Here is a 14,070-nt window from a genome sequence, read left to right as displayed (position 1 = left end):
ACCTTGTCAAGAGAGCGCTCTCAGAGCTGTCCGAAAAGAAACGGAGAGGGGCGGCCGCCGCCCCTCTCCGTCCGGTGCCCGTCGTCAGCCGACCCGCAGGCCCCCCAGCAGGGCCGGGTCGCCCGCCACGTCCAGCGCGTCGAAGCTGATCCGGCCCATCAGCGCCAGCAGCAGATCGCTCGCCGTGCCGGCCACCTGTGCCCGGGCCCGGTGGTCGTCGTGGTCCAGGATCGTCGCGGTGTCCAGCAGCGCGACCCCCTCACCCCGCAACCGCAGGTACCACTCCTGGGCCGCGTCGGTCGCGGTCAGCTGCACCACGCCGCGCCACTGCCCGGGCTGCACCCGCCGGCCCGCCGGCAGCCAGGTGTCCAGCACCTCGCTCACCCCGTCGGCCGCGAGCTTCGCCTCGATCGGATCACCCGCACCGATCGCGAGCTGGGCGTCCCAGCGGTGCACGGCCGTCTCGTGCGCCATCCGACGCGGCCAGAAGGCCGCCTTCTTCGGCTGCGGCGCGAAGTTCCAGGCCGGCGCCTCCGGATCCGCCGCCTCCAGCAGCGCGGTGATCCGCTCGTACTCCCGCACGTACCACTGGGCCGGCGTCAGGCCCGCCGGCGGCTCCGGGTCGTGCCGCTCCGGGCGGGTGGTGCCACCGGCGGTCAGCACGGTGCCCGCCCAGACGTACACGCGGGTCAGGTGATGGGCGAGATCGGTGACCGTCCAGCCGGGACAGGACAGCACGGGTGTCTCGGGCGGCGCCTCCGAAACCGCCGCGGCGAAGGCGGGACCCTCCGTGCGCAGCGCGCCGATCCAGAAGTCCTTCGTGTGGTGCAGTCTGCTCATCGCCATCCTCCCGGGGGTGACCGGGCCACCAGTGGGTGCGCCGGCTACCCCTCAGCCTAGGGTGAAAGGCGTGTCAGACGTCTACGCCGAACCGGCTACTGCCGGTGAACCGACCGATCCGGCCACCCTGGCGCGCTACACCACGCTCCGGCTCGGCGGACCCGCCGGGCGGCTGGAGATCGCCGAGGATGCCGCCCAGATCGTGCGAAAAGTGCAGGAAGCGGAGGCCCGCGAGCAGGCCGTGCTGGTGCTGGCGGGCGGCAGCAACGTCGTGATCGGCGATCAGGGCTTCCCCGGCACCGTCGTGCTCGTCCGCTCGCGCGGGTTCCAGGCCGTGGCCGAGGAGGGCGACACCGTCACGGTACGTGTCGAAGCCGGCGAGCCGTGGGACGACTTCGTCGCCGCCACCGTCGAGCGCGGCTGGTCCGGGCTGGAGTGCCTCTCCGGCATCCCCGGCTCGGCCGGCGCGACACCGATCCAGAACGTCGGCGCGTACGGCCAGGAGGTCGCCGAGACCATCGTCGCCGTCGAGGCGTACGACCGGACCGAACGCCGGGTGACGCGGATCGCGGCGGCCGACTGCGGGTTCGTCTACCGGGGGAGCATCTTCAAGTACAGCGACCGCTGGGTGGTGCTCTCGGTCGACTTCCGGCTCACCCGGTCCCCGCGCTCCGGCCCGGTCCGCTACGCCGAACTGGCCCGGGCGCTCGGCGTCGAGGTCGGCGACCGGGTGCCGCTGGCCGACGCCCGGTCCACCGTGCGGAAGCTGCGCGCCGGCAAGGGCATGGTGCTGGACGCGGCCGACCCGGACACCTGGTCGGTCGGCTCGTTCTTCACCAACCCGGTGCTGCCGGGCGAGGTGTTCGAGCAGGTACGGGAACGCGCCGCCGAGGTGGGTGAGCCGCCGCACTGGCCGGGCGCCGACGGCACGGTGAAGGTCAGCGCCGCGTGGCTGATCGACAAGGCGGGGTTCGGCAAGGGGTACGCGGGCCCGGAGGGCGTCGCCATCTCCAGCAAGCACACGCTCGCGCTCACCAACCACTCCGGCAGCGCCAGCACGGCCGCGCTGGTGGCGCTGGCCCGCGAGATCCGAGACGGCGTCCAGTCCCGCTTCGGCGTAACCCTCCACCCCGAGCCGGTCCTGATCAACTGCACCATCTGACCCGCGCCCCCGCCCCCTCCCCCTCCCACCCCCGCGATCTTGCACTTCCGGCCCTCGGTCCGAGCGTTTTGACCCGTATTGCCGGGGCAGCAAGTGCAAGATCAACACTTGTCTCGAAGGGTTCCGCCGAGGGTTTCAGGGGAGGGGTGACGTCTCCCTTGATCTTGGAGTTGTGATGCCTCGTGAACTGGGCCAAACGGGGCAAGGTGGGCGCCACAAGTCCAAGATCGGCGGGGCGGTGGGCGGTGGGCGGGGGCGGGCGGGTCAGCGGGGGGAGATGGCGGGCCAGGGGAGCGTGAGGTTGCCGTGGCGCCACGTACGAGGGCTGTCCCGGATCGGCCAGCCGGACTCCTTCACCGCCTCGACCGTCCGCAGCCAGCGCTGCCGGGGGCCGAACGGGGCGTAGCCGGCGGCCGCGCGCCACGCCTGCTCCAGCGCCTCGATCAGGTCGTGGATGCGTTCGCCCGGCACGTTGCGGTGGATCAGCGCCTTCGGCAGCCGCTCGGCGAGCGTGGCCGGGCTCTCCAGCGTGGTCAGCTTCGCCGACAACGTGAGCGTGAGAGGGCCGGTGGCGTCCAGCAGCACCCAGGAGCCGAGCCGCCCCAGCTCGTCGCAGGTGCCCTCGACCAGCAGCCCGCCCGGCGCGAGCCGCCCGACGACTGTGTGCCAGGCGTCGGCCACCTCGCTCTCGTCGTACTGGCGGAGCACGTTGAACGCCCGCACCAGCGCGGGACGCAGTCCGGCCAGCTCGAAGCCGCCCCTGGCGAACGTCAGCCCGGGCGGGTCGGCGGCGGGCAGGGCGGCGGCGACGCGTACCGGATCGATCTCCAGGCCGACCACCCGCACGTCGGCGCGGACCCCGGCCGCGAGACGGGCCCGCAGCTCGACCGGGGTGACCGGGGTGGCGCCGTAGCCGAGGTCGACCACGAGCGGGTCGGCGGCGGCACGCAGCGCGTCGCCGCAGGTCTCGACGATCCAGTTGTCCACCCGCCGGAGCCGGTTGGGGTTGGTGGTGCCCCGGGTGGCCACGCCGAGCGGACGCTCCATCAGGACTCCCGGTGCACCTTGTGCTGCGCGGCCTGGGCCAGCGGGCGGACCACGAGCCGGTCGATGTTGACGTGGTGCGGGCGGGTCGCGCACCAGGCCACGCAGTCGGCCACGTCGTCGGCCACCAGCGGTTCGGCGACACCGGCGTAGACCGCCTCGGCCCGGTCGGCGTCACCGCCGAAGCGGACCAGGCCGAACTCCTCGGTCTTCACCATGCCGGGGTCGATCTCGATCACCCGGACCGGTCGGCCGCACAGTTCGAGCCGCAGCGTGCCGGCGACCGCGGTCTGCGCGTGCTTCGCGGCCGTGTAGCCGCCGCCGCCCTCGTAGACGACGTGCCCGGCGGTGGAGCTGACGATCACGACGGTGCCGGCCCCGGAGCGCTCCAGCGCCGGGAGCAGCGCCTTGGTGACGCGCAGCGTGCCGAGCACGTTGACGTCGTACATCCATTGCCAGTCGCCCACGTCGGCCGTCTCGACCGGGTCCAGGCCGCGCGCGCCGCCGGCGTTGTTCACCAGCAGCGTGACCGGCCCGGGCGCGGCCTCGGCCGCGGCGGCCAGCCCGGCGACCGACTCGTCCGAGGTCACGTCGCAGGCCACCGCGCTCGCCGCGCCGTCGGCCGCCTCGATCTCGGCGACCAGCGCGGCGAGCCGGTCGGTACGCCGGGCGGCGGCGAGCACGTGGAATCCCTCGGTGGCGAGCCGGCGGGCGGTGGCCGCGCCGATCCCGCTGGACGCCCCGGTGACGATGGCGACTGAAGTCATCCGGACATTGTCCACCGCCGCCCGGCTGCGCGCGGTGATGAGGTCCGTCACGCCGGGGACCCGGCGAAGGGCATTTCCGAACCCCGATGGGGAAGATGAGATCCGGCACACGGGTTGACCGAGAAGCGCCGGTCGTGCGGGACGGCATCAACCGTGACAGAGGGAGCGGACGTGGCGGATTTGCACACCGGTGTCGGTCGTCAGCGAGGTGCCCTGCCGTGGCCGCGGCCGCGCCGTATCGCCACGCTCTCGGTGCACACGTCGCCGCTGCACCAGCCCGGCACCGGTGACGCGGGGGGCATGAACGTCTACATCCTGGAGGTGGCCCGGCGGCTGGCCGAGGCCGACGTCGAGGTGGAGATCTTCACCCGGGCCACCGCCGGTGACCTGCCCCCGGTGGTCGAGGTGGCGCCCGGCGTGTCCGTCCGGCACGTCACCGCCGGGCCGCTGGAGGGGCTGACCAAGGAGGAACTGCCGGGCCAGCTCTGCGCCTTCACGGCCGGGGTGCTGCGCGCCGAGGCGGCCCGCCCGCCGGGCCACTACGACCTGATCCACTCGCACTACTGGCTCTCCGGTCAGGTCGGCTGGCTGGCCAAGGAGCGCTGGGGCGTACCGCTGGTGCACACCGCGCACACGCTGGCGAAGGTCAAGAACGCCCGCCTCGCCGCCGGGGACCGCCCCGAGCCGAAGGCCCGCGTGATCGGCGAGGAGCAGGTGGTCACCGAGGCGGACCGGCTGGTCGCCAACACCCGGGTCGAGGCCCGTGACCTGCTCGACCGGTACGCGGCCGACCCGGACCGGGTGGCGATCGTGGAACCCGGCGTCGACCTGGAGCGGTTCCGTCCCGCCGTCGGTGACCGGGACGCCGCGACCCGGGCCGCACGCCGCCGGCTCGGCCTGCCGGCCGACGGGTACGTGGTCGCGTTCGTCGGCCGCATCCAGCCGCTCAAGGCGCCGGACGTGCTGGTCCGTGCCGCCGCCGCGCTGCGTGAACGGGATCCGGCGCTGGCCGACGAGCTGACCGTGGTGATCTGCGGCGGGCCCAGCGGCAGTGGCCTGGACCGGCCCACCGCCCTGATCGAGCTGGCGCACGCGCTCGGCATCGCCGACCGGGTGCGGTTCCTGCCGCCGCAGACCGGCGCGGACCTGCCCGCCCTCTACCGCGCCGCCGACCTGGTCGCGGTGCCGTCGCACAACGAGTCGTTCGGCCTCGTGGCGCTGGAGGCCCAGGCGTGCGGCACGCCGGTGCTGGCCGCCGCCGTGGGCGGCCTGGTCACCGCGGTACGCGACGGCGTCAGCGGCATGCTCATCGACGGCCACGACCCGGTCGACTGGGCCCGGGCGCTGGCGCGCCTGCTGCCCGATCCGGTACGCCGTGCCGCGCTGGGCCGGGGCGCCGAGCGGCACGCCCGGGACTTCTCCTGGCACCGCACCGCCTCCGGCCTGCTCGCCGTCTACGGGGAGGCGATCACCGAGCACCGGGCCCGGCTGGCGCGGCGGCTCGGCGACCCGGCGATGCTGTGCTCCTGGTGATCACCCGTCCGGCGGCCCCGGTCGACCGGTCGTAGAGTGGGTGCGATGAGCCGCAGGAGTGAGGTCGCCGCGCTGATCGAGTCCGTCTGCGCCGAGCGCGAGCTGGAGTGGGAGTCGACCGGCGAGGCGTCGTACGCGGTGACCCTGCCGGGCACGCACAAGCTCAAGACGATCTGCAACCTGATCGTGGGCGAGCACGCGCTGCGGGTCGAGGCGTTCGTGATGCGCCAGCCCGACGAGCGCCGCGAGGAGCTGTGGGCCTGGCTGCTGCAGCGCAACGCCCGCATGTACGGCGTCTCGTTCTCCATCGACGCGGTCGGCGACGTCTACCTGACCGGTCGGGTCAACCTGGCCGGGGTCGACGCCGACGAGCTGGACCGGCTGCTGGGCTCCGTGCTGACGTACGCCGACGAGTCGTTCGACAGCATGCTGGAGATCGGCTTCGGCACGGCCATCCGCCGGGAGTGGGAGTGGCGGGTCAAGCGCGGCGAGTCGACTGCCAACCTGGCCGCGTTCGCGCACCTCTTCGAGCCGTCCGCCACTGCCGGATCGCCCGCCGGAGGTTCGGAGCCCTCCTGACGGGTATGCCGCCCCGCGCGGTGCGGAGCATTGGGACCCACCGCGGGCCGAGGACGGACTGTCGAGGAGCGTGTCCCATGGCTCAGCGCAACAGCTCAGGTCGCGGCACGACTGCGACCCGGACCAAGCGGCAAAGCGGCAACCAGACGCCGAACACCCCGAGGGTGTCGGAGTCGGCGATCTCCCGGATGAAGGTGGACGACATCCGCAGCCAGCTCAAGCGGCGCGGGGTCTCCGGGATCTCCGCGCTGCGGAAGCCGGAACTCGTGAAGACCCTGGCGCGGACGATGCGCGGGGAGGGCGGCGCCGCGCGGCGCAGCTCCGGACCGGCCGGGCGGCCGGCCGCGACCCGCAAGAGCACCGCCGCGAAGAAGACCACTGCCCGCCGGGCCACGTCGCCGGCCAAGTCCGCGCCGGCCGCGCGGGCCACCGGTGCCAGGGCCAAGGCGACGGGTACGCGCAAGGCGGCCCCGCCCCGCGCCAAGGCCACCTCGTCGCGGGCGACCGCGACGCGCGCGAAGGCGGCTCCGTCCCGCGCGAAGGCCACGCCCGCCCGGGCGAAGAAGGCGGCTCCGTCGAGGGCGAAGGCCGCTCCTTCGCGCGCCAAGGCGGCGCCGGCCCGGAAGGCGACGTCGGCTCGGGCGCAGAGCGCGCCGACCCGTGGGCCGGCGTCCAGCCGGTCGATCGGATCGTCGCAGCTCATCACGTCGCTCGCGGACCGGCCGGAGCGTCCGGGCCGGAGCCTGGTCACCCGTAACCACGAGGTGATCCAGCGCTGGGCGCGGGCGCGGGGCGCGAAGCCGGCCACCATCGCCGGTACCGAGCGTGCGGGCCGGCCCGGGGTGCTGACGTTCAACATCCCCGGCTACCGGGAGAGCAGCCGGATCCGGGAGATCACCTGGGACGACTGGTTCCGGACGTTCGACCTGCGGCGGCTGAACCTGATCTACCAGGAGCAGATGCGGGACGGACGGCAGAGCAACTTCTTCCGGACCGAGAACCCGAATCGCGAGGACGGCTGAGGTTTACGGGAATGGACCCCGGGAACCCGGTGTTTGCCATCCCAGGGACCGCAGCACGGACAGCCGGATTCCCGACACGGACGCTGTGACGGGCAAGACAGCGATCTGGGTTGAATCCGGAATCTGGGCGAACTAACTTTATTGCACCGCGTCACGCTTGTTTCCGTTCGGGGGAGCGGTGGATCGATCAGATCCGCGCAGGCGAGATGCGAAGATCGGGTGGAGCACGCCGTTGGGGGACGGTGCCACCCGTGGAACCGGCGGCGCGAGCGGGCGACGCTTACGGGGGTGAGTGTCGCCCGCCGCCGCCGGGCGTACGGTCAGAGCGCCCATCTCGACGGGGGTCGGGATGGGCGCTCTGCCGTTGTCGGCGTTCAGCGGGCAGACGAGACCGGTTCCACGGCTGCCGCCCGCAGCGCGGCGACCCGGCGCTCCCGGGGCGGCCCGGCGAGCAGGTGCCCGGCGGCGGCCAGCAGCCCGAGCACGCCGACCACCAGCCAGTGCCGCTCGCCCAGATGTTCCAGGCTGAGCCCGCCCAGCGCCGGCGCGACGAACGACGCGGCCGGGAACGTCAGGTAGAACACCGACTGGTAGCGGGCGCGCAGCTCGGGCGGGGCGAGGTCGGCGTTGATCTGAGCGTTCGGCGGCGCGGCGAGCATCTGCCCGGCCGTCCAGACCACCGCCGCGCCGAGGTAGAGCGGCAGCCCGTCGGCGACTGTCAGCGTGCCGAACCCGAGCGCCATCAACGCGGTGGAGACGGCCAGCACCGTCGACTTGCGGTACGGCTCGATGAGCCGGGGCACGAACAGCTGCCCGACCACGATGAGCGCCCCGCCGAGCGCCACCACCAGCCCGTACGCCGACGGGCGCAGGCCGTCCGCGCGCATCGCCAGCGGCATGATCGTCGAGGTCTGCATGGTCAGCACTGCCAGCAGGAATGTCAGCCCGACGAACACCAGGAACGTGCGGTCGGTGAGCGCGGTGTGCAGCCCGGGACGGCGTCCCATCACCGCCCGTGGCGTGAGCGCCGGCCGCCGGGTGAGCGTCTCCGGCACCTTCAGCGCGATCACCACCGCCGCCGCCAGCGTGGCTGCGGCGTCGACCAGGAACAGCGCGGTGAAGCTGGCCTCGGCGAGGATTCCGGCCAGCAGCGAGGCCACCGCCATGCCCAGGTTGAACGCCCAGAACTGCAGGTTGAACGCGCGGGAGCGGCGCGCCTCGGGTACCACGTCCACGATGGCCGCCACGAACGCCGGGCTGGGCATCGAGTGCGCCACCCCGACCAGCGTGGCGAGTACGGCGATCACCGCCAGGTGCGTGGTGAACGCCAGCGCCGCCATCAGCCCGGCGGCGACCAGGTGGGCGGCGAGCAGCGTGGCCCGCCGTCCCCAGCGGTCCGCCAGCACACCGCCGAGCAGCGTGCCGGCCGCGCCGCCGATCCCGTACGCGCCGACCACCAGCCCGGCCAGCGACGGCGGGGCGCCCCGCGCGACGGTCAGGTACAGCGACAGGAACAGCAGCGCGAACGCGCCGGCCCGGTTGATCAGCAGGCCGGACCAGAGGTACCAGAACGTGGCGGGGAGCCCGCCGGCCGTGTCGTCCCACCAGCGCCGCAGGCCGTGCACCAGTCCTCCAGGAAGGTTTCCTTACCGATTCCGTCCCGTACGGTATCCACCCGCCTCGGGGCGGTCGCGTCGGGGCGTACTCAGGAACCGGCCCGGACCGGCGCGGCGGGTGCGGTGGCCGCGGCCTCGGCCGCCTCGGGCGCCGGGGATGCGGTGGCGGTGACCGGCGCGACCGGCGTGCCCACTGCGCGCAGCGCGAGCGCGCGGCGCTCCCGGGCCGGGCCGGAGATCAGGTGGGCGACGGCCGCCACGACGCCGATGCCCGCGCAGCCGAGCCAGAGCGTGCTGTTGCCGGCTTGCTCGCGGACCAGGCCGCCGAGGATCGGCGCGGCGGCGCCGGCGAGCTGCCAGGACAGCGAGAAGACGCCCTGGTAGCGGCCGCGCAGCGCGGCCGGCGACAGCTCCGCGATCAGGGTGGCGTTGGACGGCGAGTTGAGCATCTCGCCGACGGTCCAGATCAGCACGGTCAGGCCGTAGAGCCAGACCGTGTCGGCGAACGCGGTGAGCCCGAACCCGGCGCCCATCACCAGCGACGCGAGCGCCAGCACGTGTGAGCGGCTGCGGCCCTTGATGAGCCGGGGTACGAAGAGCTGGCCGACCACGATGAGCACGCCGTTGAGCGCGATCACCGAGCCGTACGTGGCGGGGCTGAGCCCGGAGTCGCCCATGGCGATCGGCAGCATCGAGATGTGCTGGAGGAACACCAGCGCGGCGAGCAGGTTGAGCGCGACGAAGCCGAGGAACACCCGGTCGGCGAGGATGGTGCGCAGCGCGCCGGCCGGCGCCGGCATCCCCTTGACCGGGAGCACCGTGACCGGGCCGCGGGTCTCGCCGACCTTGGCGAAGATGATCAGCGCGGTCACGAGTGTGGTGGTCGCGTTCACCAGGAACAGCAGCAGGTAGCTGCCCTGGGCGGCGAAGCCGGCGAGCACGGCGGCGCAGGCGAAACCGAGGTTGATGGCCCAGTAGTTCAGCGAGAAGGCGCGCAGCCGGTCCTTGTCCGGCACCACGTCGACCATCATCGCGCCGAAGGCCGGGCGGGCCGCCTCGGCGAACGCGCCGAGCAGCAGCGCGCCCACGGCGACCGCCCAGAGCGGCCGGGCGAGGCCCAGCGCGATCATCATGCCCGCCGCGCCGACGTGCGCGACGAGCAGCGTGGGCCGCCGTCCCCAGCGGTCGGTCAGGGTGCCGCCGATGGTGGTGCCGACCGCGCCGCCGGCGCCCCAGAGACCGATCACCAGACCGGCCTGGGCGGCGGAGAAGCCGCGTTCCTGGGTCAGGTAGATGGCCAGGAAGATCAGGACGAACGAGCCGAGCCGGTTGATCAGCGTGCCGGCCCAGAGGTACCAGAACGTCCGTGGCAGGCCACCCGCCGTGTCCTGGAACCAGCCTCGTACCGTCCGCATCCCGACGCCCCCGTGTGGTAATGACCGATCTGTTTGGAACGCCTTACAACCTAGTGCCGGGCCGGAGCCGTGGTCATCAGGTTTTCCACGTGGTGGTCGTCACCACAGGTCGCCGCGTGTCCGTCGCGCCGGTACGGCAGGATGATCGGCATGACTGCGAGCGAGGGGCCCACCGTCGGGACGCTGGTCCTGCTGCGGCACGGCGAGAGCGACTGGAACGCCAAGAACCTCTTCACCGGCTGGGTCGACGTCGACCTGACCGCCAAGGGGGAGACCGAGGCGCGGCGCGGCGGCGAGCTGCTCCGCGAGCACGACCTGCTGCCGGACGTGGTGCACACGAGCCTGCTGCGCCGGGCCATCCGCACCGCCGAGCTGGCGCTGAACGCCGCCGACCGGCACTGGATCGCGGTGCGCCGGTCGTGGCGGCTCAACGAGCGCCACTACGGCGCCCTGCAGGGCAAGAACAAGAAGCAGACCCTCGACGAGTACGGCGAGGAGCAGTTCATGCTCTGGCGCCGGTCGTACGACACGCCGCCGCCGCCGATCGACGACGCGGACGAGTGGTCGCAGGTCGGCGACCCCCGGTACGCGCTGCTGCCGACCGAGCTGATGCCGCGCACCGAGTGCCTGAAGGACGTCGTCGACCGGATGCTGCCCTACTGGTACGACTCGATCGTGCCGGACATCCTGGCCGGCCGGACGGTGCTGGTGGCCGCGCACGGCAACTCGCTGCGCGCCCTGGTCAAGCACCTCGACCAGATCTCCGACGAGGCGATCGCCAAGCTGAACATCCCCACCGGCATCCCGCTGCGCTACGACCTGGACGCCGACCTGCGTCCCCAGGTGCTCGGCGGCACGTACCTGGACCCGGACGCGGCCAAGGACGCCGCCGCCGCGGTAGCCAACCAGGGCCGCTGAGCTTGGTGTAAGGAAGGGCCCCTTTTTAACGTCTGCGGTAGAGGAAGGGCCCCTTATTAACGCTCGCTGTTAATAAGGGGCCCTTCCTTGCGCGCGGGCCGGGGTCAGGCGGACGTCGAACCGGTGATCAGGTAGACCACGTGTTCGCCCGCGTTCACCGCGTGGTCGGCGAAACGCTCGTAGAAGCGGCCCAGCAGCGTCGCGTCGATCGCCGTCTCCACCCCGTACGGCCAGTCGTCGCCGAGCAGCACACCGAACAGGCTCCTGTGCAGGTCGTCCATCGCGTCGTCGTCGCCGTCCAGCTCGGCGGCCACGTCGGCGTCCGGCTTGGCCAGCACCGCGCCGATCTTCTCGGCCATCCGGTCGGCGATCCCGGCCATGTCGGTGAAGACCGGCCGCAGCTCCGCCGGGACGGCCGGGGACGGGTGCCGGCGCAGCGCCGTCTTGGCCACGTGGTCGGCCAGGTCGCCCATCCGTTCCAGATCGGCTGCCACGTGCAGCGCGGTGATCATGGCACGCAGGTCGGAGGCGACCGGCGCCTGCCGGGCCAGCAGGTCGCAGACCCGCTCCTCCACGTGCCGGTACAGCTCGTCGATCTCGGCGTCCCGCGCGATCACCGTCTCGGCGGCCGTCCGGTCGGCGGTCAGCAGACCCTTCGTGGCCTGCCGCATGGCCGCGCGTACCGCCTCGGCCATGTCCACCAGCAACTGGCTGACAATCTGCAGGTCGGCCCGGAACTCGTCGCGCATCGTCACTTCCTGGGGTCGGTGCCGCGACCCCGAGGGGTACGGCGGGAGCAGGTGCGCGCCCCACGCTAGGCCGAACGGTCGGCACCAGGATGAACGTGGGTGAACGACGCGGGGCCCGCAGGTGAACTTTGCCGGAAGCGAGAGTGGTTCGTCCCTTTGTGCCCGATCCCTGGGTTAACAATGACCCTACGATCGCCGGGTGGAATGGGCGGTGGCGGTCGCGGTGGCCGTGGCGCTGGTGACCGGGCTGGTCGCCGGGGCGACGCTGTCCGGACCGGTTGAGCAGTGGCGGCGCCGGCGGGCGTCGCTGGGCGGCGGGACCACCCGTCGTGACGCAGGGAGGCCGACGATTCCGGACGACCAGCAGGGGGGCCTATCCGGGCTCGGACGCAAGACGATCGACTCGCTGCGTGCCGGCGTGGTGGTGCTCGGCCCGGACGACGTGCCCGTCCTCGTCAACCCGGCCGCCCGGGCGATGGGTCTGCTGCGTACCGGGGCGACACCCGGCTCGATCGCGGCGCACCCGTTGATCCGTACCCTCGCCGGGCAGGTCCGCCGCACGGGCGTGCGGCGCGAGATCGAGCTGGACCTGCCCCGGGGCCGCGACGGCGGTGGCGACAACCCGCTCGGCGTGCACCTGCGGGCGATGGGACTGGGCTCCGGCTACGTCTCGATCGAGGCCGTCGACGTCACCGAGTCGCACCGTCTCGCCCGGGTACGCCGGGACTTCGTGGCTAACGTCAGCCACGAGCTGAAGACACCCATCGGCGCGCTGCAACTGCTCGCCGAGGCGCTCGTCGACGCCACCGAACCGGCCTCCGACGGCGCGCCCGACCTGTCCGAGGACCTGGTCGCCGCGCGGCGGTTCGCCGAGCGGATCCAGCACGAGTCGACCCGGCTCGGCCGCCTCGTGCAGGAGCTGCTGGAACTGACCCGCCTCCAGGGCGCCGAGCCGCAACCCGCGCCCGAGCCGGTCTCGGTGGACTGGGTGCTCGCCGAGGTCGTCGACCGCACCCGCACCGCGGCCGCCGCCCGCCGGGTGGAGATCGCCGTCGGCGGGCAGCGGGGCCTGACCGTGTACGGCAGCGACAGCCAACTCGCCACCGCGGTGGCGAACCTGGTGGAGAACGCGATCACCTACTCCGGCGAGGACACCACGGTCCGGGTGACGGTCACCGGAACCGACGAACACGTCGAGATCGCCGTGGCCGACCAGGGCATCGGCATCGCCCCGAACGACGTGGACCGGATCTTCGAGCGGTTCTACCGCGCCGACCAGGCCCGCTCCCGCGCGACCGGCGGCACCGGCCTGGGACTGGCCATCGTCAAGCACATCGCCAGCAACCATGGCGGCCGGGTGGACGTGTCGAGCACTCTTGGTGGGGGGTCGACGTTCACCCTCCGGTTGCCCGCCCGCCCCCCGGACGACCTGGAGACGACACTCGCCTCCGCTGGGATCGAGGCCGGCCCGGCCGAGCTCCGGCAGGTCTGACCACAGGAAAGGAAACACCCGTTGAGCCGCGTACTGGTGGTCGAGGACGAGGAGTCGTTTTCCGACGCCCTGTCCTACATGCTCCGCAAGGAGGGTTTCGAGGTCTCCGTCGCCGCGACGGGCACCGACGCCCTCACCGAGTTCGACCGGACCGGCGCCGACATCGTGCTGCTCGACCTGATGCTGCCGGAGATGTCGGGCACCGAGGTGTGCCGGCAGCTCCGCCAGCGCTCGCACGTGCCGATCATCATGGTCACCGCGCGGGACAGCGAGATCGACAAGGTGGTCGGCCTGGAGATCGGCGCCGACGACTACGTGACGAAGCCGTACTCGCCGCGTGAACTGGTCGCCCGCATCCGGGCGGTGCTGCGCCGGCAGAGCGCCGAGTCGAACGAGACGGGCGCGCCGACGCTCGCCGCCGGCCCGGTCCGGATGGACATCGAACGGCACGTGGTGACGGTCGGCGGCGCCGGGGTGCAGCTTCCGCTCAAGGAGTTCGAGCTGCTGGAGCTGCTGCTGCGCAACGCCGGGCGGGTGCTCACCCGCGGGCAGTTGATCGACCGGGTCTGGGGCGCCGACTACGTGGGCGACACCAAGACGCTGGACGTGCACGTGAAGCGGCTGCGCTCCAAGATCGAGCCGGAGCCGTCTGCGCCGCGCTACATCGTCACGGTCCGAGGCCTGGGCTACAAGTTCGAGCCCTGACCCCCCGGGCCGGCCACCCGCCCGTCCCCCGTCCACGCCCCCGTCCACGCCCCCGTCGATCTTGGAGTTGTGGCGTCCAGGATGCCCGGCTTGGCACCTTTCGCGAGGCACCACAACTCCAAGATCCCCGACCCTCGGGGCCTCTCGGGGGGTTCGCGACCCCCACTCCGCCCGACCCTCCCTCGATCGCGCGATCTTGCACTTTGGTGCCCCGCAAACCGGGCGAAT

Annotated in this window: 13 protein-coding genes; 7 read left to right on the top strand and 6 right to left on the bottom strand. The window is 72.9% G+C overall.

Annotated features, from left to right (window positions below; genetic code table 11):
* Positions 1-84: 84 nt before the first annotated feature.
* Positions 85-840 (bottom strand): maleylpyruvate isomerase family mycothiol-dependent enzyme, encoded by a 756-nt coding sequence (locus KBX43_RS21710; RefSeq protein WP_209963417.1) that lies wholly within the window; start codon positions 838-840, stop codon positions 85-87.
* A gap of 70 nt (positions 841-910) precedes the next feature.
* On the opposite strand from KBX43_RS21710, the gene KBX43_RS21705 reads away from it, so the two are divergent.
* Entirely contained in the window at positions 911-2,002 is a 1,092-nt protein-coding gene (locus tag KBX43_RS21705) for a UDP-N-acetylmuramate dehydrogenase (RefSeq protein WP_113973511.1), read from the top strand.
* A 264-nt stretch (positions 2,003-2,266) separates the two neighbouring features.
* Here KBX43_RS21705 and KBX43_RS21700 read toward each other — a convergent pair whose 3' ends face one another.
* Entirely contained in the window at positions 2,267-3,049 is a 783-nt protein-coding gene (locus KBX43_RS21700) for a class I SAM-dependent methyltransferase (RefSeq protein ID WP_210886868.1), read from the bottom strand.
* Positions 3,049-3,813 carry an SDR family NAD(P)-dependent oxidoreductase gene (locus KBX43_RS21695; protein ID WP_210886866.1) on the bottom strand — a complete coding sequence of 255 codons (765 nt, stop codon included), beginning with the start codon at positions 3,811-3,813 and terminating at the stop codon, positions 3,049-3,051. Before KBX43_RS21695 ends, KBX43_RS21700 begins: the two co-directional genes overlap by 1 nt.
* A gap of 171 nt (positions 3,814-3,984) precedes the next feature.
* On the opposite strand from KBX43_RS21695, the gene mshA reads away from it, so the two are divergent.
* The 3 genes from mshA to KBX43_RS21680 all read left to right on the top strand — a co-directional run bounded on the left by mshA (position 3,985) and on the right by KBX43_RS21680 (position 6,947).
* Positions 3,985-5,346 carry a D-inositol-3-phosphate glycosyltransferase gene (gene mshA, locus KBX43_RS21690; RefSeq protein WP_043328056.1) on the top strand — a complete coding sequence of 454 codons (1,362 nt, stop codon included), beginning with the start codon at positions 3,985-3,987 and terminating at the stop codon, positions 5,344-5,346.
* A gap of 45 nt (positions 5,347-5,391) precedes the next feature.
* Positions 5,392-5,925 (top strand): YbjN domain-containing protein, encoded by a 534-nt coding sequence (locus tag KBX43_RS21685; protein ID WP_043328058.1) that lies wholly within the window; start codon positions 5,392-5,394, stop codon positions 5,923-5,925.
* A gap of 77 nt (positions 5,926-6,002) precedes the next feature.
* A complete protein-coding gene (locus KBX43_RS21680) occupies positions 6,003-6,947 on the top strand; it encodes a hypothetical protein (protein ID WP_140946201.1) in 945 nt (314 codons plus the stop codon).
* 374 nt (positions 6,948-7,321) lie between these two features.
* On the opposite strand, the gene KBX43_RS21675 is transcribed toward KBX43_RS21680, so the two are convergent.
* Entirely contained in the window at positions 7,322-8,572 is a 1,251-nt protein-coding gene (locus KBX43_RS21675; RefSeq protein ID WP_210871754.1) for an MFS transporter, read from the bottom strand.
* An 80-nt stretch (positions 8,573-8,652) separates the two neighbouring features.
* Positions 8,653-9,978 (bottom strand): MFS transporter, encoded by a 1,326-nt coding sequence (locus tag KBX43_RS21670; RefSeq protein WP_113973507.1) that lies wholly within the window; start codon positions 9,976-9,978, stop codon positions 8,653-8,655.
* 150 nt (positions 9,979-10,128) lie between these two features.
* Here KBX43_RS21670 and KBX43_RS21665 point away from each other — a divergent pair, with 150 nt between their 5' ends.
* Positions 10,129-10,896, top strand: coding sequence for a phosphoglyceromutase (locus KBX43_RS21665; protein ID WP_043328063.1), 768 nt, complete (start codon positions 10,129-10,131; stop codon positions 10,894-10,896).
* A 104-nt stretch (positions 10,897-11,000) separates the two neighbouring features.
* On the opposite strand, the gene phoU is transcribed toward KBX43_RS21665, so the two are convergent.
* Positions 11,001-11,645, bottom strand: coding sequence for a phosphate signaling complex protein PhoU (gene phoU / locus KBX43_RS21660; RefSeq protein ID WP_064446849.1), 645 nt, complete (start codon positions 11,643-11,645; stop codon positions 11,001-11,003).
* A gap of 307 nt (positions 11,646-11,952) precedes the next feature.
* Here phoU and KBX43_RS21655 point away from each other — a divergent pair, with 307 nt between their 5' ends.
* Together KBX43_RS21655 and KBX43_RS21650 are read left to right on the top strand one after the other, a co-directional pair.
* Positions 11,953-13,137, top strand: a complete 1,185-nt coding sequence (locus KBX43_RS21655; RefSeq protein WP_374226015.1) for a sensor histidine kinase — start codon at positions 11,953-11,955, stop codon at positions 13,135-13,137.
* Positions 13,138-13,158: 21 nt separating this feature from the next.
* The gene (locus KBX43_RS21650; protein ID WP_030504594.1) at positions 13,159-13,842 is read left to right on the top strand and encodes a response regulator transcription factor; all 684 of its coding nucleotides are present in this window, start codon (positions 13,159-13,161) and stop codon (positions 13,840-13,842) included.
* Positions 13,843-14,070 lie beyond the last annotated feature (228 nt).

Source organism: Micromonospora sp. C41, assembly GCF_018070485.1.
Lineage (GTDB): Bacteria > Actinomycetota > Actinomycetes > Mycobacteriales > Micromonosporaceae > Micromonospora > Micromonospora chalcea.
The sequence above is the reverse complement of the archived record's forward strand: the minus strand, read 5'-3'. Positions and strand labels throughout refer to the sequence as shown.

Bases quoted from the DNA above. Each gene is read 5' to 3' on its own strand.
- KBX43_RS21710 (WP_209963417.1), bottom strand. From the start codon at position 840: ATGAGCAGACTGCACCACACGAAGGACTTCTGGATCGGCGCGCTGCGC.
- KBX43_RS21700 (WP_210886868.1), bottom strand. From the start codon at position 3,049: ATGGAGCGTCCGCTCGGCGTGGCCACCCGGGGCACCACCAACCCCAAC.
- KBX43_RS21695 (WP_210886866.1), bottom strand. From the start codon at position 3,813: ATGACTTCAGTCGCCATCGTCACCGGGGCGTCCAGCGGGATCGGCGCG.
- KBX43_RS21685 (WP_043328058.1), top strand. From the start codon at position 5,392: ATGAGCCGCAGGAGTGAGGTCGCCGCGCTGATCGAGTCCGTCTGCGCC.
- KBX43_RS21680 (WP_140946201.1), top strand. From the start codon at position 6,003: ATGGCTCAGCGCAACAGCTCAGGTCGCGGCACGACTGCGACCCGGACC.
- KBX43_RS21670 (WP_113973507.1), bottom strand. From the start codon at position 9,978: ATGCGGACGGTACGAGGCTGGTTCCAGGACACGGCGGGTGGCCTGCCA.
- KBX43_RS21665 (WP_043328063.1), top strand. From the start codon at position 10,129: ATGACTGCGAGCGAGGGGCCCACCGTCGGGACGCTGGTCCTGCTGCGG.
- phoU (WP_064446849.1), bottom strand. From the start codon at position 11,645: ATGCGCGACGAGTTCCGGGCCGACCTGCAGATTGTCAGCCAGTTGCTG.